23 protein-coding genes are annotated in these 23,622 nt (G+C 69.0%); 11 read left to right on the plus strand and 12 right to left on the minus strand.

What is annotated here, in order from left to right; genetic code table 11:
• Window positions 1-69: 69 nt before the first annotated feature.
• Window positions 70-1,134, minus strand: a complete 1,065-nt coding sequence (locus PWS46_RS01840) for a hypothetical protein (RefSeq protein WP_434617295.1) — start codon at window positions 1,132-1,134, stop codon at window positions 70-72.
• A gap of 19 nt (window positions 1,135-1,153) precedes the next feature.
• On the minus strand, window positions 1,154-2,590 hold the full coding sequence (locus PWS46_RS01845) for an MBOAT family O-acyltransferase (protein WP_434617298.1): 1,437 nt from the start codon (window positions 2,588-2,590) through the stop codon (window positions 1,154-1,156).
• Window positions 2,591-2,949: 359 nt separating this feature from the next.
• Here PWS46_RS01845 and prfB point away from each other — a divergent pair.
• Together prfB and PWS46_RS01855 are read left to right on the plus strand one after the other, a co-directional pair.
• Window positions 2,950-4,081, plus strand: a protein-coding gene (gene prfB, locus PWS46_RS01850; RefSeq protein WP_136705145.1) for a peptide chain release factor 2 whose coding sequence is annotated in 2 segments (ribosomal slippage) — window positions 2,950-3,018 and window positions 3,020-4,081 — 1,131 coding nt in all. Because the reading frame shifts where the segments join, the coding sequence is not laid out codon by codon here.
• A 145-nt stretch (window positions 4,082-4,226) separates the two neighbouring features.
• Window positions 4,227-4,538 carry a peptidoglycan-binding domain-containing protein gene (locus PWS46_RS01855; protein WP_434617301.1) on the plus strand — a complete coding sequence of 104 codons (312 nt, stop codon included), beginning with the start codon at window positions 4,227-4,229 and terminating at the stop codon, window positions 4,536-4,538.
• A gap of 15 nt (window positions 4,539-4,553) precedes the next feature.
• Here the strand turns inward: PWS46_RS01855 and PWS46_RS01860 are convergent, their stop codons facing one another.
• The 5 genes from PWS46_RS01860 to PWS46_RS01880 form a co-directional block, all read right to left on the minus strand.
• The gene (locus PWS46_RS01860) at window positions 4,554-4,790 is read right to left on the minus strand and encodes a hypothetical protein (protein ID WP_434617304.1); all 237 of its coding nucleotides are present in this window, start codon (window positions 4,788-4,790) and stop codon (window positions 4,554-4,556) included.
• 205 nt (window positions 4,791-4,995) lie between these two features.
• Complete coding sequence (gene otsB / locus PWS46_RS01865; RefSeq protein ID WP_434617307.1) at window positions 4,996-5,784, minus strand: trehalose-phosphatase; 789 nt, start codon at window positions 5,782-5,784, stop codon at window positions 4,996-4,998.
• A gap of 338 nt (window positions 5,785-6,122) precedes the next feature.
• Window positions 6,123-6,515 (minus strand): hypothetical protein, encoded by a 393-nt coding sequence (locus PWS46_RS01870; protein ID WP_434617310.1) that lies wholly within the window; start codon window positions 6,513-6,515, stop codon window positions 6,123-6,125.
• Window positions 6,516-6,655: 140 nt separating this feature from the next.
• Complete coding sequence (locus PWS46_RS01875) at window positions 6,656-6,880, minus strand: hypothetical protein (RefSeq protein WP_434617312.1); 225 nt, start codon at window positions 6,878-6,880, stop codon at window positions 6,656-6,658.
• Window positions 6,881-7,073: 193 nt separating this feature from the next.
• The gene (locus PWS46_RS01880) at window positions 7,074-7,979 is read right to left on the minus strand and encodes an ROK family protein (protein ID WP_434617315.1); all 906 of its coding nucleotides are present in this window, start codon (window positions 7,977-7,979) and stop codon (window positions 7,074-7,076) included.
• A 218-nt stretch (window positions 7,980-8,197) separates the two neighbouring features.
• On the opposite strand from PWS46_RS01880, the gene PWS46_RS01885 reads away from it, so the two are divergent.
• Window positions 8,198-10,684, plus strand: a complete 2,487-nt coding sequence (locus PWS46_RS01885) for an ankyrin repeat domain-containing protein (RefSeq protein ID WP_434617318.1) — start codon at window positions 8,198-8,200, stop codon at window positions 10,682-10,684.
• Between the two features lie 19 nt (window positions 10,685-10,703).
• On the opposite strand, the gene PWS46_RS01890 is transcribed toward PWS46_RS01885, so the two are convergent.
• A complete protein-coding gene (locus tag PWS46_RS01890) occupies window positions 10,704-12,404 on the minus strand; it encodes a caspase family protein (RefSeq protein ID WP_434619871.1) in 1,701 nt (566 codons plus the stop codon).
• A 293-nt stretch (window positions 12,405-12,697) separates the two neighbouring features.
• On the opposite strand from PWS46_RS01890, the gene PWS46_RS01895 reads away from it, so the two are divergent.
• Window positions 12,698-12,961: a DUF3126 family protein gene (locus tag PWS46_RS01895; RefSeq protein WP_434617321.1), complete on the plus strand. Its 264-nt coding sequence runs from the start codon at window positions 12,698-12,700 to the stop codon at window positions 12,959-12,961.
• 24 nt (window positions 12,962-12,985) lie between these two features.
• On the opposite strand, the gene PWS46_RS01900 is transcribed toward PWS46_RS01895, so the two are convergent.
• Window positions 12,986-13,615: a hypothetical protein gene (locus PWS46_RS01900; protein WP_434617324.1), complete on the minus strand. Its 630-nt coding sequence runs from the start codon at window positions 13,613-13,615 to the stop codon at window positions 12,986-12,988.
• A gap of 649 nt (window positions 13,616-14,264) precedes the next feature.
• On the opposite strand from PWS46_RS01900, the gene PWS46_RS01905 reads away from it, so the two are divergent.
• The 7 genes from PWS46_RS01905 to PWS46_RS01935 all read left to right on the plus strand — a co-directional run bounded on the left by PWS46_RS01905 (window position 14,265) and on the right by PWS46_RS01935 (window position 20,282).
• Window positions 14,265-15,041: an ABC transporter ATP-binding protein gene (locus tag PWS46_RS01905; RefSeq protein ID WP_434617327.1), complete on the plus strand. Its 777-nt coding sequence runs from the start codon at window positions 14,265-14,267 to the stop codon at window positions 15,039-15,041.
• On the plus strand, window positions 15,034-15,897 hold the full coding sequence (locus PWS46_RS01910) for an ABC transporter permease (protein ID WP_434617330.1): 864 nt from the start codon (window positions 15,034-15,036) through the stop codon (window positions 15,895-15,897). The genes PWS46_RS01905 and PWS46_RS01910 overlap by 8 nt, the downstream gene beginning before the upstream one ends.
• Complete coding sequence (locus PWS46_RS01915) at window positions 15,894-17,042, plus strand: ABC transporter permease (protein ID WP_434617333.1); 1,149 nt, start codon at window positions 15,894-15,896, stop codon at window positions 17,040-17,042. Before PWS46_RS01910 ends, PWS46_RS01915 begins: the two co-directional genes overlap by 4 nt.
• Before the next feature lie 60 nt (window positions 17,043-17,102).
• Window positions 17,103-17,435 carry a hypothetical protein gene (locus PWS46_RS01920; protein ID WP_434617336.1) on the plus strand — a complete coding sequence of 111 codons (333 nt, stop codon included), beginning with the start codon at window positions 17,103-17,105 and terminating at the stop codon, window positions 17,433-17,435.
• 176 nt (window positions 17,436-17,611) lie between these two features.
• On the plus strand, window positions 17,612-18,385 hold the full coding sequence (locus tag PWS46_RS01925) for an ABC transporter ATP-binding protein (protein ID WP_434617339.1): 774 nt from the start codon (window positions 17,612-17,614) through the stop codon (window positions 18,383-18,385).
• Complete coding sequence (locus tag PWS46_RS01930) at window positions 18,378-19,205, plus strand: ABC transporter permease (RefSeq protein ID WP_434617342.1); 828 nt, start codon at window positions 18,378-18,380, stop codon at window positions 19,203-19,205. Before PWS46_RS01925 ends, PWS46_RS01930 begins: the two co-directional genes overlap by 8 nt.
• Window positions 19,206-19,256: 51 nt before the next feature.
• Window positions 19,257-20,282 (plus strand): ABC transporter substrate-binding protein, encoded by a 1,026-nt coding sequence (locus PWS46_RS01935; RefSeq protein WP_434617345.1) that lies wholly within the window; start codon window positions 19,257-19,259, stop codon window positions 20,280-20,282.
• Between the two features lie 21 nt (window positions 20,283-20,303).
• Here PWS46_RS01935 and PWS46_RS01940 read toward each other — a convergent pair whose 3' ends face one another.
• Genes PWS46_RS01940 through PWS46_RS01950 form a run of 3 tightly spaced genes read right to left on the minus strand, consistent with a single transcriptional unit; the run spans window position 20,304 to window position 23,604 of the window.
• A complete protein-coding gene (locus PWS46_RS01940) occupies window positions 20,304-21,017 on the minus strand; it encodes an ABC transporter ATP-binding protein (protein ID WP_434617348.1) in 714 nt (237 codons plus the stop codon).
• Window positions 21,014-21,772: an ABC transporter ATP-binding protein gene (locus tag PWS46_RS01945; RefSeq protein WP_434617351.1), complete on the minus strand. Its 759-nt coding sequence runs from the start codon at window positions 21,770-21,772 to the stop codon at window positions 21,014-21,016. The genes PWS46_RS01940 and PWS46_RS01945 overlap by 4 nt, the downstream gene beginning before the upstream one ends.
• Window positions 21,769-23,604: an ABC transporter permease gene (locus PWS46_RS01950; RefSeq protein WP_434617354.1), complete on the minus strand. Its 1,836-nt coding sequence runs from the start codon at window positions 23,602-23,604 to the stop codon at window positions 21,769-21,771. Before PWS46_RS01950 ends, PWS46_RS01945 begins: the two co-directional genes overlap by 4 nt.
• Between the last annotated feature and the right edge of the window lie 18 nt (window positions 23,605-23,622).

Genomic DNA, 23,622 nt, shown 5'->3' on the forward strand with positions numbered 1-23,622 from the left:
GCCAAAGAAAAAGGGGCGTCCATTGCGGGCGCCCCTTTTTGCATTCGCTGCGAAACGATGCCGTCGCGGTCAGTGCGTCGATCCCGCCGCCGACAGCGAGGCCAGCGCGTCCACCGGGCAGGTTCCGAGTGGGCGCAGGGTGGGTTCCAGGGCGGCGAACATCGCGCGCACGCCGTCCTCGTTGACGTGCAGGGCGTCCATGAACAGCTCGTCCTTGTCTACCGCGCGGCGGGCGTCGATCACGGTGACGCCGGCGGGCAGGCGGCTCTTCAGATCGGTGAAGAAGGCGTCGAAATTCCTCAGCTTGCCGGCATAGGTCGGGAAATAGGGGGTGATGACCACCGCCACCCGGGTGCCGTGCGCCTGGGCGCTGCGGATGATGCGGTCCAGCGCCCGCCAGTTGGCGTCGTCGGCGGTCATCACCTCTTCCGGTGCGGCGGCAAGCTGGATTTTCATCGGTTCGGGGATGGCGCCGACCAGGGTGCGGTCGGCGGCGGGTTTCAGCAGACCGCCGACCAGCCGCATGGTCTGGTTGTTGTTGAAGGTCATCAGGTGGAAGGCGTGGTTGGCCATCCACAGCTCCTTGTTCTCCTGGCGGACGAAGGCGTCGATGCGCGGCGAATAGTAGGCCAGCAGCGGCAGGTCGGCGAGGTCGTGCGGGTTGTCGACCACGCCGGTCGGCTCCAGCACCAGCAGGCGCGGCGCGCCGTGGCGTTCGACGTAATCCTCCCACAGCAGGGCCGACAGCACGGTCGGCGCTCCGCCCATGCCGAGGTTCAGCGCCCGGCCGCAGGTCATGTCCTGCAGGGCGGAGACGGGGAAATGGTTGTCGGCCCGTGAATTGCCGAGCACCAGCACATCGGCCGGCCCGCGGATCGGGCGCGGTTCCGCTTTCAGGGCGGCCTTCACCAGCAGGGGGCTAGGCTGCTCCCCCTGATCAGCGGGCGGATTGGCGGGCGATCTGACGGGCGGCTTGATGCCCGGCGTTTCGGCCTCCGGTTCGAACGGGCGGTAGATCGCCATGAAGCGGTCGCTGGAGCGCAGCAGCAGACCGCCCAGCGCCGACGCCAGGACCCGGTCCATCGCCGTGACGGTGGCGAGGATCAGCACGATGCAAGCCAGAAGGCGATACATGGGAGGGTGCTCCGTCCGGTCAGAACTGGAAGTAGATGAAGGCGTGGTTGGCGAAGCTGCCGAACAGCAGCATCACCAGGATCAGGGCGGAGCAGGCCATCGACCGCGCCACCACATTCATCCCGGCGTAGCGGCGGCCGGCCCCCCGCTCGATCAGCGCGTCGACCATCAGCACGATCAGTCCGGTGACGGCGACGCGCAGAAGCGAGCTGGCCTGCTGGTTGCCCTGCTGAAGCCCGAAATCACCGTTGGCGATGATGCCCAGGATGGTCCAGACCGTGTGCAGGCTGTCGGCGCGGAAGGGCAGCCAGGTCAGCGTCACCACGGCGAAGACCAGCCCGACCATCACCAGCCGCCCGGCGGCCAACACCGGACCGCTGAGCCGCACCGGGCTGAGGGCGGCCAGCCGGCGGGCGCCGTCCTCGACCAGCATCAGCCCGCCATGCAGCGCCCCCCACAGGACAAAGGTCCAGTTGGCGCCGTGCCACAGGCCGGAGATCAGCATGGTGATGACGACGTTGCGGATGCGCAGCCAGCGCGTACGGCTGCCGCCCATCGGCACATAGACGTAGTCGCGGAACCAGGTGGACAGCGAGATGTGCCAGCGCCGCCAGAAATCGCGCATGCCGGTGGCGAAATAGGGCCGGGCGAAGTTCTGGCACATGGTGTAGCCGAAGATCTGCGCCAGCCCGATGGCGATCAGCGAATAGCCGGCGAAGTCGCCGTAGATCTGCAGCGAGAAGCAGATCAGCCCGATCACATGCTGGAGCGCGTTGAAGAACTCCGGCTGGTGGAAGCGGGCGTCGACCACCACCGCGGCGTTGTCGGCTAGCCCGATCTTGAGGAAATAGCCCCAGATCACCTTCTCCAGCCCCGCGAAGCGCTCCTCGAACGGGATGTCGCGCGGGCGCTGCTGGATCTGCGGCAGCAGGTCGCGCGCCCGCACGATGGGTCCGGCCACGAGCTGCGGGAAGAAGGCGACGAAGCTGGCATAGCGCATCAGCGAGCGTTCCGGCTGCTTCAGCTCCCCGGTGTAGAGGTCGATGCCGTAGCTGAGGTTCTGAAAGGTGTAGAAGGAGATGCCGACCGGCAGCAGGATGTCGAGCGTCCGCCGCCCGATCTCGATCCCCAGCGAGGCGAGGGCCACCTCGGCGCTGTCGGCGAAGAAATTGTAGTATTTGAAGAAGAACAGCATGCCCAGGTTGGTGCCCAGGCTGAGGAACAGATAGAACTTCCTTGTCTGGCGGTCGGATGAATCGGCGATCTTCAACCCGCAATAGAAGTCGATGAAGGTGCTGAGCGCCAGCAGGCCGCAGAACCGGTAGTCCCAATAGCCGTAGAAGATGTAGCTCGCCACCAGCAGGAAGGGCGTGAAGGCGCGGGTGCGGGCCAGCGCCATGAAACCGGCGCTGAACACGGTGATGAACAGCAGGAAATTCAGGCTGGTAAAGCTCATCGTGCCCCCGGCAGAGGTGGTCGCGCGTCCATGCATCCGCGCAAGAAAGGCCCTGCGCCCAATCGCGCAAAAAGGCACGGAACGACGCCGACCATAACCTCGATATCGGGAATTCCCGGCCGCCGCGGTAGGGTTGTGCGGCCGGATTTGGGACGTACTCTGAAATGAGCCAGGCCGATGATCCCAAACGGTTAGGACCTCCAAGCAGGGGCTGGGCCATACACGAAAGTGGCAAGCCGTCCCATTTCGGGCTCCAGGCCGACCCGCTTGCGGTCATTAAGGGGGTGCAAGGCGGGGAGCGAGCGGCTACATATGCAGCCGACGAACCTTTCAACTCTGGCTGACGAGGAGGCACCGCCATGCGGGCCGAGATCGAAGCGGCCGCCGGCGAGATCAGAGAATCGCTGGCGCTGCTGAGGAGGCATCTTTGACTGGGACAATGCACTGCGGCGTCTCGACGAACTGAACAACCTCGCGGAGGATCCCAAGCTTTGGGACGACCCGACGCGGGCCCAGACCATCATGCGCGAGCGTACCCAGCTCGACACCTCCGTCGCCGGCTATCGGTCGCTGGAGCGCGACCTGTCCGACAGCCTGGAGCTGATCGAGATGGGCGAGGCGGAAGGGGACGCCACCGTCGTCGCCGATGCCGAGGCCCAGCTCTACGGCCTGCGCGACCGCGCCAACAAGTTGCAGATCGAAAGCCTGTTGTCGGGCGAGGCCGATGCCAACGACTGCTTCGTCGAGGTGAATGCCGGCGCCGGCGGCACGGAGGCCCAGGACTGGGCGCTGATGCTGATGCGCATGTACACCCGCTGGGCGGAGCAGCACGGCTACAAGACGGAATGGCTGGACGAGACGCCGGGTGAAGAGGCCGGAATCAAGTCGGCCACCGTGCAGATCAAGGGCCACAACGCCTATGGCTGGCTGAAGACCGAGGCCGGCGTGCACCGTCTGGTGCGCATCAGCCCGTTCGACAGTCAGGCGCGGCGCCAGACCAGCTTCGCCGCCGTCTCGATTTCCCCGGTGATCGACGACAAGATCGACATCGAGATCAACGAGAAGGACTGCCGCATCGACACCTACCGTGCGTCGGGCGCTGGCGGCCAGCACATCAACAAGACCGACTCGGCGGTGCGCATCACGCACATCCCGACGAACATCGTGGTGAGCTGTCAGCAGGAACGGTCGCAGCACAAGAACCGCGCCAAGGCGTGGGACATGCTGCGCGCCCGCCTGTACGAACGCGAGCTGAAGATCCGCGAGGATGCCGCCGCCGCGCTGGAAGCCACCAAGACCGACATCGGCTGGGGCCACCAGATCCGCTCCTATGTCCTGCACCCCTACCAGATGGTGAAGGATCTGCGGACGGAGGTGGAGACCTCGCAAAGCCAGGCGGTGCTGGACGGTGCGCTCGATCCCTTCCTGGAGGCGGCGCTCGCCTCCCGGATCAAGGGGCAGAGCGACGACGCGCACGCCGCCGGCGGCTGACGGGTCGGAGATGGAAAAGGGCGGTCGCTTGCGGCCGCCCTTTTCGATTCTGCGCACTTTTGGAATGGAAGGCGAAGCTCGGCTGTTTCAACAGACGACCGATCCAATCAACCGGAGCAATCGATCCATGCGGAGCAACCGATCCATGAAGCGACTTCTTCTTCCGGCCCTGTGCGGCGCCCTGTTCCTGGCGACCCCGGCCTTTGCCGCCTGCGACTCGGACAATCTGCCGGACGAGATGCGTCTGGCCTTCATCTCCGGCGCGCAGGAGGGGCTGAACGAGCATGGCTTCAATGCCGGGCCGGTGGACGGAAAGATGGGAACGCGCACCCGCACAGCGATCCGCTCCTACCAGCGCGCGGCGAAACTGCCGGTGGACGGCTGCGTCAGCCAGGGGCTGCTCGACCATCTGAACTTCAGCCAGCCGAAGATCTACGGCCCGAACAGGCCGCGCTGATCCGGGGTCAGGATCTCAGGCCAGCATGTCGAGCAGGCGGCGGCTGTTCTCCTGCGTCGCCTGCAGCACCTTGGCGTTCGCGGCGAAATCCACCTGGGCGGAGGTCAGGTCGAGCACCACGGCCGGGTCCAGGTTGCCCGCCGCGATCTGCTCCGACGCCGCCTCGGTCCGCGCCTGCGCGTCCTGCAATCCGTCGAGCACGCTGGCCTGCGGCCGGTAGGGCGCGGCGGTGGTGGCCGATCCGATGTCCATGGTGGCTCTGTCCGGCTGGTTGAACCGTCAGGATAGGCGGCTGAGGGTTTAGGGTTGGTGAATGTGGAAGGCGTCGGCTGGCGAATGCCCCCTCCCTAACCCTCCCCCACCTTCGGTGGGAGAGGGGACTGCCGCCGCTTTGCATAAGGCACCCTCTCCCTCGAAGAGGGGGAGGGTTGGGGAGGGGGCAGCGGCAGAAGTGACCTCACCTCTCCGCCAGCCAGTCGGCCAGCCGCCCGAGGAACGCCGTGGCCTCCGCCGGGTCGTGCAGGCTCCAGGTCGCCGCGGTCTCGGCCGGGCTTTCCATCACCCGGATGCCGATACCCCGGCCGGCCAGCGCGCGGAACGCGTCCTCGTCCGTCTCGTCGTCGCCGAGATAGATCGGCAGGCTGCCGTTACCATCCAACCCCAGCGTCTCCAGCAGGGTGACCACGGCGCGGCCCTTGTCCCAGGGCAGGTTGGGGCGAAGCTCGAACAGTTCCTTGCCGCCGGTCATGCGCAGGCGCGGCTGGGCCTCCGCCACCGCGCGGACGGCGTCGCCCACCTGCGGCTTGTCGGGCATGGCAACCTGACGGGTGTGGATGGCGATGGCGAAGCGCTTGCGCTCCACCAGAGCGCCGGCGATGCCGCCGAGCCGGTCACGCAGAAGCCGTTCGGCCGCGTCGAGGTCGGGAACATACTCCACCCCCACCTGCCGGCGCAGGTCAGGCCCGCGCAGGTCGAAGCCGTGGCTGCCGGCATAGACCAGCCCATCCACCGCCACCATCGCCATCAGGTCATCCAGGTCGCGCCCGCTGACGAAGGCGACCGGGCAGAGGGCCGACAGCCGCCGCACCACCGCGCGCGCATCATCCGGCATCACCGCCAGTTCGGGACGCGGCGCGATGGCGGCCAGCGTTCCGTCATAGTCGAGGAACAGGGCGGGGGTGCGTCCGTCCAGTGCCGCGGTGAATGCGTCGAAATCCGTGAATGCGGAGGGGGGGAAGTGGGTCAATGCTGGTTCCTCGCGCCGCTGCCTGTCGGGATGCGGCGGCTGACCGGAGCCGGCACGCCGCAGGTGAGTAACGGGCGGGAGGGGAAAGCGGCCGGAGTTCCGATGATCGGAACGGGCTTGATGTGGCCGATCCGCAACAGAGCCCGCCAAAAGCTGCGGCCCCACGCAGGGGCCGGCTTTGGGGGTTGCAGCACCCCCGGGTTCTGATACTGTTGCAGTGCAGCAAGCGATTGCTGCTTCGCCCTTCTTGGGCGTTTCCTCCCTAAACTCAAGGCCGCTGATCTCAGCGGCCTTTTTCTTGCCAGAAAGCCCCCTGGGAAGGCAACCCCTGACAAAAGTCATAGCGCTGCGATTTTTCCGTCTGGAATCCGCAGTTTAACGGGGAAAGAACCGCCCCTTGGGCGCGATCCGCCATCGGTGTCGGCGGCTCGGCTGAGCAGAAAATCTTTTGTTTGCAAAGAGTTGTTCGAGCAATCCGCGGCTGCCCGAGCCTGCCGATCGGGTTTGGCGGTCGCGAGGGCGCTCCGGAATCGGGCGTCGTCCGGACCATGGGCCCTGTCCGTCCAGCGGAATTTTTTGCGCGGATCGACCGTCAGACCGGCTCGGGGGGTGAAAAACCGCCGCAGGGGAACGGAAGCACTGCCACCGGCCGGCGAACTGTCGTATAGATCGACGTGAAACGCCCATCCGCCGTCATCCACAGGAGTCGTTCCCATGGACATCGCCATCATGGTCCTCGCCGTCGCTTTCTTCTTCTGGCAGACCATCACCGATTGAGCAGGTCCCTGCCTTCGGACGAATGAAAAGGGCGGCCCTCGTGGCCGCCCTTTTTCATGTCGTTGTTCCTGCCGCCGGCCTGCCTGCCGGCGGGTCAGTCGGCAGCGATCGGCGGCTCCAGCCGGGCATGGGTCGATGCGATCAGCTGCAGCGTCTCCATGATCGTACCGATCGCCTCGTGCAGGTCGGCCTGCTCGTCGCCGGGAAGCCTCGCCAGCACCGTCTCCAACTCGACAGCCGCATTCTGCAAGCTGACGCAGGCATGCTCCAGATGGCGCCCGGTGCCCTGAACTGCGCCCGGATCATTTGCAGAATGCAAACGTGCCGCCGGTTTTCCGGCCCGCGTCGCGTTCCGGTTTGCAAAATGCAAATGGACGCTGTTGCCCGCAGCCCGCGTCCCCACTTTTTTCCGCATCATGGGCGTACCCCCGTTCGGTCTGACCGGAGAATGCGCAAGTCCCGTGCCACTCCGTGACCGTTGGTTGCGGCTGCCGCCGCGAAGGTGGTAACGGTCAGTCCGGCCACAGGCGGGCGGCGCCGCGCATCCCGCTTTCGGCGCCATGGCGGGCGACCGCCATCCGGGTGCGCGGCTCGGCGGCCAAAGTCCAGGCGCCCCAGCGTCGCGTCACCGCGTCGCACAGGCCGGGCAGGGCGGACAGGCCGCCGCCGACAACCACCATGTCGGGGTCGAGCAGGTTCAGCACCGGGGCCAGCGCCCGGGCCAACGCGTCGGCATGGCGGGCCAGCGTTCCGGCCGCGGCGGCATCGCCGGCCCGGGCGCGGGCGGCAATCTCCGGCGGGTCCAGCGTCTCGCCGGCCAGATGACGGTGCAGGCGCGTCAACCCGGCGCCGCACAGCACGGTCTCAAGGCAACCCGACTTGCCGCAGCCGCAGGGCACCGGCGGGCCGTCTGCCTCCTCGCGCCAGGGCAGCGGCGCATGGCCCCATTCGCCGGCCAGCCCGCCGGCGCCGGGCAGGATACGACCGTCGATGACGATGCCGCCGCCGACCCCGGTGCCGAGGATGACGCCGAACACCACCGGCGCCTCGGCCGTTCCACTTCCCTTGGCCGCCGCCCCATCCGTCGCCTCGGACAGGGTGAAGCAGTTGGCATCGTTGGCGATGCGCACCGGCCGGCCGATCCGCCGGGCCGCATCGTCGGCGAAGGGACGGCCCTCCAGCCAGGGCAGGTTCACCGCGCGCACCCGTCCGGCGGCGGCATCGACCACACCGGGAAGGCTGATGCCGACGCCCCGCGTTCCAGCCGGGTCGAGAATGGTCACCGTCTCGGCCAGCGCGTCCAGCGTGACGTCGTAGCCGCGCGGAGTGGGGCGGCGGTGGCGGGCGAGTTCCGTTCCGTCGCGATCCAGCGCCACGGCGGCGATCTTTGTACCGCCCAAATCGATTCCGAGTCGCATGCCTGCCGCCGTCCGAATGGTGGAAGATGACCGATTTTCGGGGGCAACCCTATACCGCTCCCCCGATTGGCGGGCCAGGGATGCTTTCGTGCCGGAAGGGTCAGGCCACCCACCCCGGAAGAGAGGGGGTAACCGCCCTTTGCCCCGTCGGGGCTTGCGGAGGGCATCACTAGAGTCTCATGAGCGCACCCTTCACTGATCGGCGTCTTGAGATGTCCATGGACCGTTCTGCCCCGAAACATTCCTCGCGCGCCCGGCGCGCCGCTCCGGGCCACCACGATCCCGTTTCCGAAACCGCCGGTGCCACGGCGGCCGAGATCCGTGATGGACTGGTTCTCGCCTTTCTGGCCCGCAAGAGGCTGCTGGTGCTGGTGGGCGATGCCGGGTCGGGCCGCCCCGCGCTGTTCCGCCAGCTGGTCGAGCATGTCGAGGCCGATGGCGCCATGGCGCTGCCGGTTGCGGCGTCGCTCGGCGCGGAGCTGGAGGATCTGGTCTCCGCTGCCGGCACCGGCGCGCTGCCCGATCTGGCTGCGGGAGAGGACGGTGGCGAGGTCGATTTCGACGCCCTGATCGCCGCCCTGGAGGAAAGGCTGGAACTTGCCGGCTCCGGGCTGCTGGCGGTGGACAACGCCGCCGTGCTGGCGCCGCCGGTGCTGACCGATCTGGTCGACCTGACGCGGGCGGAAACGCCGTCCGGCCGCTTCATGCAGGTGCTGCTCTGCGGCACGCCCGAGCTGGAAGGAACCCTGGCGCGGGCCGGGCTGACGGATGTGCTGCGCGACACGGGCGTGATCTACCGGATGTCGCCCGGCGGGACCTTCGCCGACGAATCGCAGGATGCCGCCGTCTCGCCGGCGCCGCGTCCGGTGCCGGTCCTGGCGCCACCACCGCAGTCGGCGGCGGTTCCGCCCGCGAACGACTGGTCGGTGGGGGAGCGGCAGGAAGATCGGGCGCAGGATCACCGCTGGTCGGGCGATCAGGAATGGAGCGACCGCGATCCTATTGCGATCGCCGGTGCGGAAGGGCCGGTCGCCGACCACCGTGACCGAAGCTATCCGGGATTCGGCCAAGCTCATGCGATGCGGGCGCCGCGGCGGACCGGGCTCTATACCGGGGCGGCGCTGACCACGCTGGTGCTGCTGGGCGCCGCTGGTGCCGCCATCGCCACCGCGATGCCGGGCGCCTTCCCCGACCGGGCGCTGGCGATGGTGGAGGAGGGGTGGACCCGGGCGCGCGATGCGGTCGAGCGGACGGTGCTGGGCCTGACCGGCGGCGAGGCTCCGGCTGCCGGCCGGCAGGCCGCCGCCGATACCGGCACGACCGCGTCCGGAGCGGTCCCGGCGGTTCCGGCAACCACGGTTCCGGTGGCGCCCGCTGCATCATCTCTACCGTCTCCGCCGCCCGCCGCGACGGCCCCTGCTCCACGCCCGGCCGCCACGGCGGATGCTCGGAAGACGGCGGCCCAGACGGCCCAGAGCGCGCCGCCGCCTGCGAGCGGCACCCAGACGGTGGCGAAGTCGGTGGCACCCGCCGCCTCGACCGCCACTCCGGCTGCGGCTGCGCCGGTCGAGACCGCCGCGCTGCCGCCCGCGCAGTCACAACCGCAGTCACAGCCGTCTGCCGCCGCCAGGCCCGCCACCTCGGCGGGCAATGCGGAGGCGGCACCGGGTGTGGCCTCGCTGCCGCCGCTGGAGGATCCGTCGGCCACGCCTGCCGTTCCCGCCGTGCCGCAGGCCGCCGTTCCCGACGCCGACACCGCCCAGCGCGTGCGCAGCATGGTCGATCAGGCCCGCCGCCAGATCGCCGGCAAACGCCTGACCACCCCGCCCGGCGACAACGCCTTCGAGACGGTGCAGCGCATCCGCCAGCTCGCGCCGTCCGCGCCCGAAGTGGCCGAACTGCTGACCACCATGGAGGACACCTATCGCCGCTGGGCGATGCTGGCGGAGCGCGACGGCGACTGGTCGGAGACCAAGCGCTTCTATGAGCGGGCGCAGATGATCTCGCCCGCCAGCCCGGATCTGGCCGAGCGTATCCGCGCGGCCGCCGAGCAGCGGGCCTATACCAGCCCCTCCACCGGCACCGCGTCCGGAACCGGCGGTGGAAGCTCCGCGGCGCCGGTGAAGGCGGCTCCGGGTCTGGGCGACCGCGAATCGGTGCTGGCCCTGCTGCGGAACCCGGCGGAGCTGTCGCGCACGCTGCAGGCCGGCGCCAGCCCGGATACCCGGCTGGAGAATGGCAAGACCCTGCTGATGATCGCCGCCGAACAGGGGCTGGCCGACTCGGTGCGGGTGCTGCTGGACCGTCACGCCCGCACCGACCTGCGCACATCCGACGGTGCCACGGCGGTGATGTACGCCGCCTGGGGTGGACATGATGCGGTGGTCCGCGCGTTGGCCGACGGCGGCGCCGACCTCGACACCACCAACAGCGACGGCAAGACCGCGCTGATGGCCGCCGCCGCCCGCGGCCATCAGGATGTCGCGCGCACGCTGATCCAGCACGGGGTGATGGTCGACCGTACCACCGCCTATGGCTGGTCGGCGCTGATGTATGCCGCCAACAACGGCCACGAGGCGGTGGCCAAGCTGCTGCTCGACAGCGGCGCCAACCCCTACCGCATGGACGCCAACGGCAACTCCGCCCTGACGCTGGGTGCGCTGCAGGGACATGTGCAGGTGGTGGAGGCGCTGAAGCCGCGCTGATCGCCGCCCGGCCGGGGACTTACTGGTCCAGGCGGACGGAGCCGCGCCACAGGCCGGCGCTCTGTCCGCCATTGGCGTAGTGGAAGACGCCCGGCCCGTCCGGCTGGCCGTTGCGGAAGCGCCCGGCGAACCGGCTGCCGTCGGTGAAGGTCATCACCCCATAGCCCGACATCAGGTCGCCCGACCATTCCCCTTCATAGGTCTGGCCGTTGGCGAAGTGGTAGACACCCGCCCCCTGGCGGATCGGCCGGCCGAGCCCCGAACCTGAGGACGGCTGCGCCCAGCTTCCTTCGTAGCGGTCGCCGCCGGAAAAGCCGTAGCTCCAGTATCGGCTGTCGGGGCGGCTGCGCGCCCGTTCCGCGGCGGTGCGGGCAACGCCGAGCGCGCGCATCGCCTGCTGTTCCGCCTCGACCGCCGGGCTGTCCGGCACGGTGAAGCCGGTGCCGGGCGGCGCGGTCGGGAAGCTGCGCTGCTGCTCCGTCCGGATCGGGTCGGAGCTGCCGGCGGCCGGCGGCTCGACACCTTGCTCCATGCCGGGATCACCGAATGAGGGGCCGGCCTCCACCGGGCCGCGGGTGCGGGCGGCGAGCGGCGTCGGATCGGCCCAGCGGGCGGCCAGCACGCCGGCGGTGAGGTAGCCGGTCCGGCCGGCCGGATCGCGCACGCGCAGCCAGCTTCCTTCCGGCACGGCCTCCAACACCGTCACCACGCTGCCGGCCGCCAGTTGAGCGACGCCGCGGGCGCCGACGGCCGGCCGGTCGAACAGGGTGCTCGACTTCGCCATTTCGTAGTCGCCGGGCGGAAGGCTGGGGGTGGTCACCGCGGGCGGTTCCTTGACCGGCGGTTCCTTTGCCGGAGATGTGGCGGACGCGGCCGGCGGGGCGGCCGGCGGCTTGGCGGGCGCCGATGCCACAGCCGGCACCAGCACCAGATTGCTGCCGAGCCGGTCCTGCAGCCAGGGCAGTTGCCGACCGTCGCTGCGTTCGGCGACGGCACGCGCCACCTCGGCCAGCGAATCGCGGAAGGGAACGCCGGGCTTGACCATCTCGCGCGCCAGCGCGGCGGTGAAGGGATCGGGCCCCTTGCCCGTTTTGGGCGGCACCGGCGGGACGCCCGGGCGGTGGGCGTAGACGACGAACAGGCCGTCCGCCTCCATCGGCGTGCCCAGCGCGCCGCCGCCGACCCGCTGGGCCAGCGCCTCGGCGATGCCGGGGTCGATCACCACCACCGCCTTGCGTCCGCTGTCCCGCAGGTCGCTCAGCACGGTGTCCAGGTCCATGGCGGCGCGCGGCAGGTCCTCCGCCCCCGTGGGCGCGGCGTCGGCCGGCAGCAGGAATTCCCGCTCCCCCAGTCCGACGGCGAGCCCGGTGTAATAGACGAAGCCGAGGTCGGCACCGGACAGCGCCTCGCGGAAACGTTCCAGCGCGGATTCCATGGCGATCCGCCCGACATTGTCGGCCCGCGTCACCGAAAAGCCGGCATTGCGCAAGGCCGATGCCATGGCCGAGGCATTGGCGGCAGCCTGGTCCGACCGGCTGTCGAGCGCCGTGTAGCGGCCATTGTCGATGACCAGCGCCACGCGCTTTCCAGTGTCCGCCAGCGCGCCGCCGAAGGGCAGGGCGGCCAGCAGCGCCGCCGAGAGGACGGTCGCTTCAAGGCGGCGCCTCCACCCTCCTGTCCTGCGGCGGGCGGCATGGCTTGCGGTCGGGGTCGCGGTCATCGTCACGGCGTTCCATCCTTCGTCTGCGCGGCAGCCTCCGGCACGGGCATGATCCTATGCGCCGCCCGTTGCCGGGTTGCGTACCGCCGCCGGGAGCATAGCCTTTTCCACCATTCGGTAACCCCGCTCATTCGGGGCGGCGGACAGTGCCGGCGTTACCCCGCGTGGACGATGGGCGGAGGCGGAGCAGGCGCCGTGTCCCCGGCGGGAGGGGGCCGATCCGGCGAGGTATCGCTTTCCCTTCGCGGCGAAGCCGCCTATATGACGCTCCTTCGCAGACAACGAGGTTCGCCATGCCGCCCGCCAAGCCGTCCGTCGTCCGGATGTCCGACACCGAAATCGCCCGCGTGCAGATGTACCTGCGCAAGACGCTGGGCAATCCGAAAATCGTGATCGAGCCGCCGGCCAAGCCCGGCCAGTCGGCCGAAGTGACGGTGGATGGCGAGTTCTTCGGCACGCTGAACCGTGACGAGGACGAGGGCGAGGTGTCCTATGCCCTGAACGTCGTCATCCTGGAAGAGGACCTGCCGGAGCCGCCGGCCATCCCGCGCCGCTGATCAGACCGGTCTCTTCCTGACGCCCTAGCGGCTGTGAGCGCGAAGCTCCGCCGCCAGGGCGGCCAGCAGGGTTTGCCCTCCCGACAGGGTCAGGCCGCGCACCAGCACGATCGCCCTGCGTCCGCCGCGCCGGTGCATGACCAGCCGCACGTTGCGGCTGCCCGCCGCCTTCAACTCCGCCTTCACCGCATCGTTGGGCGCCACGTTGCCGGCGACGAGAGTCATCTCGGCCTTGTGACCGTAATCGTGCGCCGGGTCGATCCAGGCGACGAACAGCGGCTTTCCGCCCACCATCGGGTAAAGCGCCAGATCGCGAATCGACTCGTGCGGATGGATGCGCGACCCATCCACCGTCAGGCCGCGCGCCGTCACGCCCAGCCGCACGGCACGGCACTGGACCGTCTCGGTCAGCATCACCACCCACAACAGCAGCACCGGAACCGCGCAGAAGACCGCCAGCCATTGCAGCATGCCGGCAAGCTGTTCCGGCGCCAGCCCAGCCCCGGCGATGAAGCCGGTCGCCAGAAGCCCCGCAATCAGCAGGTAGCGCGTGCGGATCACCGGGGTCAGAACCGGCGTCGCCACGAACACGGCACCGGCCGCGCCGTCCTCGCGGGTGACTTCAAGGCTGGGGGGCGTCTTGGCGGCTGGCATGTCTTGAGGGGGTTGCGGGGAAGGGGCGTGATCCTGTTCCGGCAAGGTGCCGCCCGTCCAGTTCTTTCGCCCAATCCCCTTCGGTGGATGGCCCGCACCCGCGGAGCGTGTCGGGCGGGGAGCGCCCTTCGCCCGTGCCTTGAAAATGGTGGGGGGCGTGGTAATCTCCGGGGTCAGGAGGTGACGCGAGCCGCTTCCTGAATGGCGGGACCGGTTTTCCCGCCCCGCCATCGTTGGCTTACCTGTCCTGGTCCGCGTTGAAGCCCGCTTGGAACTCGAACTTCAACTTGAACCAGAAGCGGCCAAGCCACTTCAGGAATTTTCTCACTCGCGTCACCTCCTTTCGGTTGCCCTTCACGCATGATGCGCGTCCGGCGGCGCGAGAATACAGGGCATGCATCCGTGTGCCAATTGTGTATCCTTTGAAGTTTGCAGTTTGGCTGCGTCTTGACGAATCCGTTCAGGACGGTCGGGCTTCTGCAACCCTGGTGCCGCAACCGGGGCGGTGATAGCTTGCAGAAAGGTTGATTTCTGGCCGATCCGCTGTGAGGAACCGCCGCCCGTGACCTTCCCAAATCCGCAAGATGTCCGGGAGGCGACCGCTGCCCGGCAAGGCTCGGACCCGACCGGATCGCCGGCAGCAGCGTCAGTGGTCGTCGAGGCGCGCAAACTTTCGCTGGTCTATCCCACCGCGGACAAGCCGGTCACGGCGCTCAGCGAGGTCGATCTGACCATCGCGCGGGGCGATTTCGTCTCTCTGATCGGTCCCAGCGGCTGCGGCAAGACCACCTTGTTGCGGGTGATCGCCGATCTGGAGCGCCCGACCTCCGGGCATGTCGCCATCGAAGGCATGACGCCGGAGCAGGCGCGGCTGAAGCGGCTCTATGGGTATGTCTTCCAGGCTCCGGCGCTCTATCCCTGGCGCACGGTGGAGCGCAACGTGATGCTGCCGCTGGAGATCATGGGGCTCCCCAAGGCCGAACGGCAGCGGCGCGCCCGCGAACAGTTGGAGCGCGTCGGCTTGACCGGCTTCGAGCGCAAGTTCCCCTGGCAACTCTCCGGCGGCATGCAGCAGCGCGTCTCCATTGCCCGCGCCCTGGCCCTGCAGCCCGACCTGCTGCTGATGGACGAGCCGTTCGGCGCGCTGGACGAGATCACCCGCGACCATCTGAACCTGCATCTCACCCAGCTGTGGCGGGCGACCGGCAAGACCTGCGTCTTCGTCACCCACTCCATCGCCGAGGCGGTGTTCCTGTCGACCCGCATCGTGGTGATGAGCCCGCGTCCCGGACGCATCCTCGACGTCATCGACTGCGATTCGCTGCCGCGCGAGCGCACTCTGGACATCCGCGAGTCGCCTGAATTCGCCGCCATCGCCCACCGCGTGCGCGAGGGGCTGAAGGAAGGGCACAGCTACGATGACTAGGAGCGCGCTTCCCGTCATTGTGATGACGCTGCTCCTGCTGGTCGCGTGGTATGTCGGGGCGGCGTGGCTGAACTGGCCGCAGGCTGCGGAGGCGCTGGCCCGCGCCGGCAAGCCTGCCGGATTCGGTGACGTGCTGGCCCAGGCCTATGCGATGAAGCGGCCGATCCTGCCCACCCCCGATCAGGTGGTGGTGGAATTGTGGAAGTCATTGACCGGCTATGCGCCGACCAGCCCGCGCAACCTGCTGTTCCACACCTGGGTGACGGCGGAGGCGGCGCTGACCGGGCTGGCGATGGGGCTGGTGCTCGGCATTCTGCTGGCTGCCGGCATCGTCTACACCCGCACGCTGGAAGCCAGCCTGCTGCCCTGGGTGATCGCGTCGCAGACCATCCCGATCCTGGCCATCGCGCCGATGATCGTCGTCATCCTCGGCAACATCGGGCTGACCGGTCTGCTGCCGAAGGCGGTGATCTGCATGTATCTGTGCTTTTTCCCGATCACGGTGGGCATGGTGAAGGGGCTGCGCTCCGCCGATCCGCTGTGGCTCGACCTGATGCGGACCTATTCGGCGGGAGGACTGCGCGCCTTCTGGTCGTTGCGGCTTCCGGCGTCCATGCCCTTCCTGTTCGCCAGCCTCAAGGTGTCGGTCGCCATCAGCGTGGTCGGCGCCATCGTCGGCGAGCTGCCGACCGGCGGGCAGGCCGGGCTGGGAGCGCGGCTGCTGTCGGGGTCCTATTATGGGCAAACGGTGCAGATCTGGGCGGCGCTGATCATGGCCTCGCTGTTGTCGGTTGCGCTGATCGCCGTAGTGCGCGGGCTGGAGTTGGTCCTGCTGGGCCGGGCGGGGGCGCGATGAGCGAGGCTTTGACCAACTCCTACCGCACCAGCCTGCGCAGTGCCGCCGATTGGGGGCTGATCGCCGTGGCCCTGCCGGCGCTGGTGGCTTTGGTCCTGCCGTTAGGCGTCCAGAACGGTACGCCCGTCGGCTGGCTCGGCGGAACCATGGCGCCGCTGTTCCTGATCGGTGTGGTGCTGGCGGTGATTGCCGGCCGGTCGGCGCCGAAGCGGGTGTGGGGCGTCTGGGCGGAGCTGGCCGGCGTGGCGCTGGCCTGGCTTCTGCCGTTCCACCTGTTGAAAGAGGGCATGGACCTGTCGGCCGGCTGGGGGCTGTGGCTGTTCCTGGCGGCGGCGACCTTGCTGCTGTGGCGGGTGATGGGGGTGCTGGCCGGGGTGCCGGGCGGGATCCGCTCCGTCGTCGTGCCTGGATTGTTCGGGCTTGGCCTGCTGGTGGGGTGGGAGGTGCTGGTGCGCGGCTTTCAGGTGCCGGCCATCCTGCTGCCGCCGCCCAGCCGCATCGCCGCGGCGCTGGCCACCAACGCGCCGGTGCTGTGGGACGATTTCCGTCAGACGGTGCTGACCTCCGTCCTGCGCGGCTATGTCATGGGCTGCGGTGCGGGGTTCCTCGTGGCAATCCTTGCCGACCGGGTGCCGTTTCTTGCCCGCGGATTGCTGCCGCTCGGCAATCTCGCCAGTGCCATTCCGGTGGTGGGCATCGCGCCGATCATGGTGATGTGGTTCGGGTTCGACTGGCAATCGAAGGCGGCAGTCATCGTCGTGATGACCTTCTTCCCGATGCTGATCAACACGCTGGCCGGCCTTGGCAATTCGGAGCGCATCCAGCTCGACCTGATGCGCAGCTATGCCGCCGGCTATGGCCGGACGCTGGTGAAGTTGCGGCTGCCCAACGCGCTGCCCTTCCTGTTCAACGGGTTGAAGATCAACTCCACCCTGGCGCTGATCGGCGCCATCGTCGCCGAATTCTTCGGCACGCCGGTGGTCGGCATGGGCTTCCGCATCTCCACCGAGGTGGCGCGGATGAACCTGGACATCGTGTGGGCGACCATCGCGGTGGCGGCGCTGACCGGTTCCGGCCTCTATGGCGCGCTGGCGCTGCTGGAGCGGGCGACGACGGCTTGGCACCCGTCGATGCGGCGGCACTGAGCAGTTCTGGCACGGCCGTTGCTTTCATCTTCGCCGTTCCAGCGGGCAGGGGAGGTGGACATGGCCGTCGTCGTCGTTCTGAAGCATGTCCGCCTGACGCGGGCGCTGCAGGCCATCGAGATGGCCGCGGCGTCGCTGGACGGTGAGCTTGCCGCCTTGCATGCCGCCGGTCAGGCGGGATTGTTGAGCAACCATACCGAGGAAGCCACGCTTCTGCGCACCTATGTCCGCACGTTGCGCGTCCTGTTGCAGGCGATGACTCCCGACGAACTGGACGAAGCAGGCTTGAGCGAGCGTCATGGTCTGGCGGAGGCCGCGGTCGGCCGCTGTGCCAGCGCCTTGCGGACATTGGAACTGCCGGCCGGCTCCGGTCCCGTCAGCGGCATCGCCTGACGAATCCTGTCGCGAAGCCGACAGCGCCTTGACGCCTTCCGGCCACTACCATACTGCCGTATGGCTGGAATGCGGGAAGCCTTTCCCCTCTCCAGAGGAGGAACGCCGCGCTATAGTGGCGGGCCCAACGAACAGTCGGACTCATCCGACAAGAGGTTCAGGCTTACAAGGGCGCGATGAGGCTTCTCGTTTCCGATCTGACCCACCGCTATGACGATCTGACCGTCCTGGACGGTATCGACCTGACGCTGGCGGAGGGCGAAATCCTGGCCGTGATCGGCCCCAGCGGCTGCGGGAAGTCGACGCTGCTCGGCATTGCCGGCGGCATCGTCGCCCCGACCTCCGGCAGCATCCGGGTGGAGGGGGAGGTGCCCGACGGCTGCCTGAACCCGATCACCTTCATCTTCCAGGATTTCGCCCTGCTGCCCTGGCGCAGTGTGGAGGACAACATCGCCCTGGTGTTGGAGCATCACAAACTCTCCGCTGCCGAGCGGCGCGAGCGCGTCGACAGCGGCTTGCGCCGCATGGGTTTGGTGGAATTCCGCAACGCCCTGCCCAAGCAGCTGTCCGGCGGCATGCGCCAGCGGGTCGGCATCGCCCGCGCGCTGGCGGTGCGTCCGGCGATGCTGTTGCTGGACGAGCCGCTGTCGGCGCTGGACGCCCAGACGCGCGAGCTTCTGATGGACGATTTCTTGGAGCTGTGGCGGCGGGAGAAGACCACGGCCCTCTATGTCACCCACAATCTGGACGAGGCGTTGCGGCTGGCCGACCGGGTCTGCGTGCTGAGCCGCCGTCCCGGCCGCATCCGCGAACTGGTCACCATCGAGGAGCCGCGCGAGCGCCGGCAGGAGCCGTCGGCGCAGGCCCATCTTGCCGAAGTGCGCGACCGGTTGTGGCACCTGATGAAGGCCGAAGCCCAGATGGCCGACCGGGAGATCGCCCGTGCCTGACAGCCTGAACCCGACCGCCGTTCCCGCCGCGTCCGCCCTGGGCCAGCCCGTCCGCTTCCGCGGCGGCGGTTTCACCGTGACACGCCACCCATGGGCGGCGCTGGCGGCTTTCGCCGTGCTGATCGCGGTGTGGGAGGGGGCGAGCCGCCTCGGCCTCGCCAGCCCGCTGTTCCTGCCGCCGCCGAGCGCCGTCGCCCATGCGCTGGCCGGCATGGTGACCGACGGCTCGCTCTGGCTGAACCTGAAGGCGTCGCTGGCGCGGATCGCCGTCGGCTGGGTGATGGGCACGGCAGGCGGCATGTTGGTCGGCTTCGCCATGGGCATCTTCTCCACCGCCCGCGCGGTGGGGGTGCCGCTGGTGTCGGCCTTTTTCCCGATCCCGAAGATCGCGCTGCTGCCGCTGTTCATCCTATGGTTCGGCATCGGCGAGCCGTCGAAATTCGCCACCATCGGCTTCGGCGTCTTCTTCCCCACCATCATCGCCACCTACAGCGCCATCGACCAGGTGCCGCGCAACCTGATCCGCATGGCGCAGAGCTTCGGCCTGCCCTGGGGATCGATCCTGCGTTCCATCGTGTTGCCGGGCGCCCTGCCGGGCATCCTGGCCGGTTTCCGCATCACCGCGTCGATCGCGCTGATCCTGGTGGTGGCGGCGGAGATGATCGGGGCGGAGTACGGCATCGGCGCCTTCGTGCTGATGGCCGGCAACCTGATGCAGACCGACACGCTGCTGGCCGGCGTGCTGGTGCTGTCGCTGCTGGGTCTCGCCATCGGCACCGTGCTGTCGCAGCTTGAACGGCGCCTGCTGAACTGGCGCTGACCGGACCTCTTCACAAGAGACCTGAACCACCCATCGGGAGGATTTCCGTCCATGTCCCTCGCCCGCTTCACCCGGCGCGCCGTGATCGCCACTGCCGGCGCCGCCTTCGCCGCCGGCACCCTGATGTCCGCCGCTCTGGCGCAGCCGCTGGAGAAGGCGACGGTCGGCGCGCTGGCGCTGTCCTCCTCCGGGCCGATCTTCATCGCCAAGGCGAAGGGCTATTTCGAGAAGGAAGGGCTGGACGTCGATGTGAAGATGTTCACCTCGGCCCAGCAGGTGCCGGTCGCCGTGGCCTCGGGCGACGTCGATTTCGGCGTCACCGGCCTGACCGCCGGCTTCTACAACCTCGCCTCCAAGGGGGCCGTCACCATCATCGCCGCCCAGAGCCGCGACGAGCCGGGCTTCCCCTTGAGCGCCTATATGGCGACCAACGCCGCCTATGACGCCGGGCTGAAGACGCCGGCCGACCTGAAGGGCAAGCGGATCGCCATCACCACCGTCGGCTCGACCTTCCATTACATGATCGGCCTGCTGGCGCATAAGAACGGTTTCACGGTCAAGGACGTGACCATGGTGCCGCTGCAGGACGTGCCGAAGATGGTCGCCGCCTTCAAGGGCGGGCAGGTCGACGCCATCATCGCGCCGTCCACGGTGTCGCGGCAGCTCGCGAGCGACGGCGCCGGCAAGATCCTGGGCTGGGTCGGCGACGAGACGCCCTGGCAGCTCGGCGCCCTGTTCACCGCACCGGCGACGATGAAGGAGCGTCGTCCGCTGGTGGAGAAGTTCATGCGCGCCTACAAGACCGCGCTGGCCGAATACCACGCCGCCTTCAACGGCAAGGATGCGCAGGGCAGGATGGTGAAGGGCCCCGGCTATGACGAGCTGCTGGGCATCATCGCCGCTGCCACCAAGCAGAAGCCGGAAATCGTCGCCGCCGGCCTGCCCTATGTCGACCCTCAGGCCCGCCTGCTGGTGGACGACGTGGTCAATCAGGTTAAGTTCTGGCAGGCCGAAGGGCAGGTCGACAAGTCGCTCGACCCGAAGTCGGTGATGGATCTCAGCGTCGCCGGGGAGTGAGATTAAGAGGGGAGGGGGCGGTCACACAGCCAGATAGGCCGCCCTCACCCCATCATCCGCCAACAGCTCCGTCATCGTGCCGGTCCAGCGCAGGCGGCCGGTTTCGATGACGCAGGCGCGGTCGGCGACGGCCGAGGCGAAGGACAGGCTCTGCTCGGACAGCAGGACCGACAGGCCCTCCGCCTTCAGGCGCCGGACCGCCTCGGCCATCTGCTTCACGATCAGCGGCGCCAGCCCTTCCGACGGTTCGTCCAGAAGTAGCAGCGACGGGTTGCCCATCAGCGTGCGGGCCAGCGTCAGCATCTGCTGCTCGCCGCCGCTCATCCGGGTGCCGCGCCGGCCGCGCATCTCCGCGAGGTTGGGGAACAGCGCGAACAGCTTCTCCGGTGTCCAGGCGGGGGCGCCGGGGCGGGGTGGCTGGCGGCCGACCTCCAGATTCTCCTCCACCGTCAGGTCGGCGAAGATGCGGCGGTCCTCCGGCACATAGCCGACGCCGAGCCGCGCGATGCGGTGGGCGGGCAGGGCGGACAGGTCGCGTCCGTCGAAACGCAGGGAGGCGGCGCGGCGCTCGACCAGCCCCATGATCGCCTTCAGCGTGGTGGTCTTGCCGGCGCCGTTGCGGCCCATCAGCGCCACCACCTCGCCCCGCCCGACGGTCAGGGCGATGCCGTCGAGGATGTGGGCGCGGCCATACCAGGCCTGGAGGGCGTCCACCGTCAGCAGGGGTTCGCTCACGCCTCGCCTCCCAGATAGACGGACTGCACGCGAGGGTTCGCGCGCACCTGATCCGGCGAGCCTTCGGCGATCAACCTGCCGCGGTCGAGCACCAGCACGCGGGTGGCGTGGCCGAAGACGGCGTCCATGTCATGCTCGGTGAACAGCACGGCGAGGCCGCGCTCGCGCACCAGTTCCGCCGTCAGCGCCATCAGGGCAAGGCGTTCGGCCGGGGCCATGCCGGCGGTCGGTTCGTCCATCAACAGGACGGTCGGCTCGCTCGCCAGCGCCATCGCCAGTTCGACCCGCTTGACGTCGCCATAGGCCAGCACGCCGCAGGGGCGGTCGGCCTGCGCTGTCATGCCGACGCGGTCGAGAAGGGCCAGCGCCGGCTCGCGGAATTGCTCGGCGGCCGGGCGCCACAGCCCGAACAGCCGGCGCGCGCGCGACAGCAGCACCATCTGCACATTCTCCGCCACCGTCATCGAGGCGAAGGTCGCAGTGATCTGGAAGGTGCGCCCGACGCCCAGCGCCCAGATGCGCCGCGGCGGCAGCCCGACCAGTTCGGTGCCGTCCAGCCTGACCGAGCCCGAGTCGGGCCGCAGTTGACCGTTCAGCAGGTTGAAGCAGGTGCTCTTGCCGGCGCCATTGGGGCCGATCAGCGCCAGCAGGTCGCCGGAGCGCAGGGTGAAGGACACGCCGCCCACCGCCTGCACCCCGCCGAAAGAGCGTTGCAGGTCGCGCACCACCAACTCAGTCATGGGCAACTCGCTCATGCCCGCCTCCTGAAGAAGCCGGACAGGAAGCCGACGATGCCCTTGGGGAAGACCAGCACCAGCGCGACGATGATCAGGCCCAGCACCAGCCGCCACCAGTCGGTCATGCTCATCACCTCCGACTCCAGCAGATGGAAGACGGCGGCACCGGCCAGCGGCCCGGCAACGGTCTGGATGCCGCCCATCAGCACCATCACCAGTGCATCGACCGACTGCGGCACCGCCAGCAGCGTGGGGAAGACGCTGCCCTTGGCGAAGGCGTAGAGCCCGCCGGCCAAACCCGCCACCGTGCCGGCCAGCACGAAGGCCATCCATTGGAAGCGGCGCACGTCGATGCCCACCGACTCGGCGCGCAGGCCTGAGTCGCGTCCGGCCCGCAATGCATAGCCGAAGGGGGCGAAGGCAGCCCGGCGCAGCAGCCACAGCGCCCCGCCGCACAGCGCCAGCGTCAGCCAGTAATAGGTCGCCTTGCCCGCCGCCCAGGCCGACGGCCAGACGCCGAGGATTCCGTTGTCGCCGCCGGTGACCGCATACCACTGGAAGGCGATCGACCAGACGATCTGCGCGAAGGCCAGCGTCAGCATGGCGAAATAGAGCCCCGACCGCCGCACGCAGAACCAGCCCGCCACCAGCGCCCCCAGCCCGGCCAGGATCGGCGCGCCGGCCAGCGCCAGCGGCATCGGCGCGTCGAAGTGCTTGACCAGCAGGGCCGAGCCGTAGGCGCCCAGCCCGAACCACGCCGCGTGGCCGAAGGACACCAGCCCGCCCAGCCCGATCAGCAGATGCAGGCTGGCGGCGAACAGGGCGAGGATCACCACCTCGGTCAGCAGGATCAGCGCGTAATCGCCGGCGACCAGCGGCGCCGCCGCCATGACCGCCAGCAGGGCCAGCGCCCAAGTTCCGGCATGGCGTCCGGCCGACAGCGACACGGTCACCGTGGCCGGTGCAGTCGGCGGCACCTCGTCGGCCCGACCGAGCAGGCCATGCGGGCGCAGCACCAGCACCACCGCCATGAACAGGAAGACGATCACCAGCGTGATCTGCGGGAAGACCAGAATGCCGAAGGCCTGCAACTGCCCGATCAGCAGCGAGGCGAGAAAGGCGCCGGTCAGGCTGCCCATGCCGCCGACCACGACGACGACGAAGGCCTCCACCACGATGGCCATGTCCATCTGCAGGGTCACCGCCTCGCGCGGGACCTGCAGCGCGCCGCCCAGCCCGGCCAGCGCGCAGCCCAGGAACAGCACGCCGGTGAACAGCCGGGCCGGATCGACGCCCAGCGCGCTGGTCATCTCGCGGTCCTGCGTCGCCGCCCGGACCAGCGTGCCCCAGCGGGTGCGGTTGAACAGCAGCCACAGCAAACCCAGCACCAGCGGCCCGAGCCCGATCAGCACGAGGTCGTAGAGCGGGAAGGGCTGGTCGAGGATGTCGACGGAGCCCTTCAGCCCCGGCGCCCGGCGGCCCAGCAGATCCTCCGGCCCCCAGGCCCAGGCGGTCAGGTCCTGCACCACCAGCACGACGCCGAAGGTGCCGAGCAGTTGGAACAGCTCCGGCGAGCGGTATAGCCGGCGCAGCAGTCCGATCTCCATTGCGGCGCCGAGAACACCCATCGCCAGCGCCGCGACGGCGACCGACCCCCAGAAGCCGGCGGGCGTGCCGCCGAACCGCTCGATCAGCGACCAGCCGGCATAGGCGCCGACCATGTAGAAGGAGCCGTGCGCGAAATTCACGATCCGCGTCACGCCGAACACGATGGTCAGCCCCGACGACACCAGGAACAGCGTCGCCGCGGTCGCGAGCCCGCTGAGGGCCTGGACGAGGAGGAAGGACATGGATTCGTCGTTTCGGTG

Source organism: Azospirillum sp. B2RO_4 (assembly GCF_051124815.1).
Lineage (GTDB): Bacteria > Pseudomonadota > Alphaproteobacteria > Azospirillales > Azospirillaceae > Azospirillum.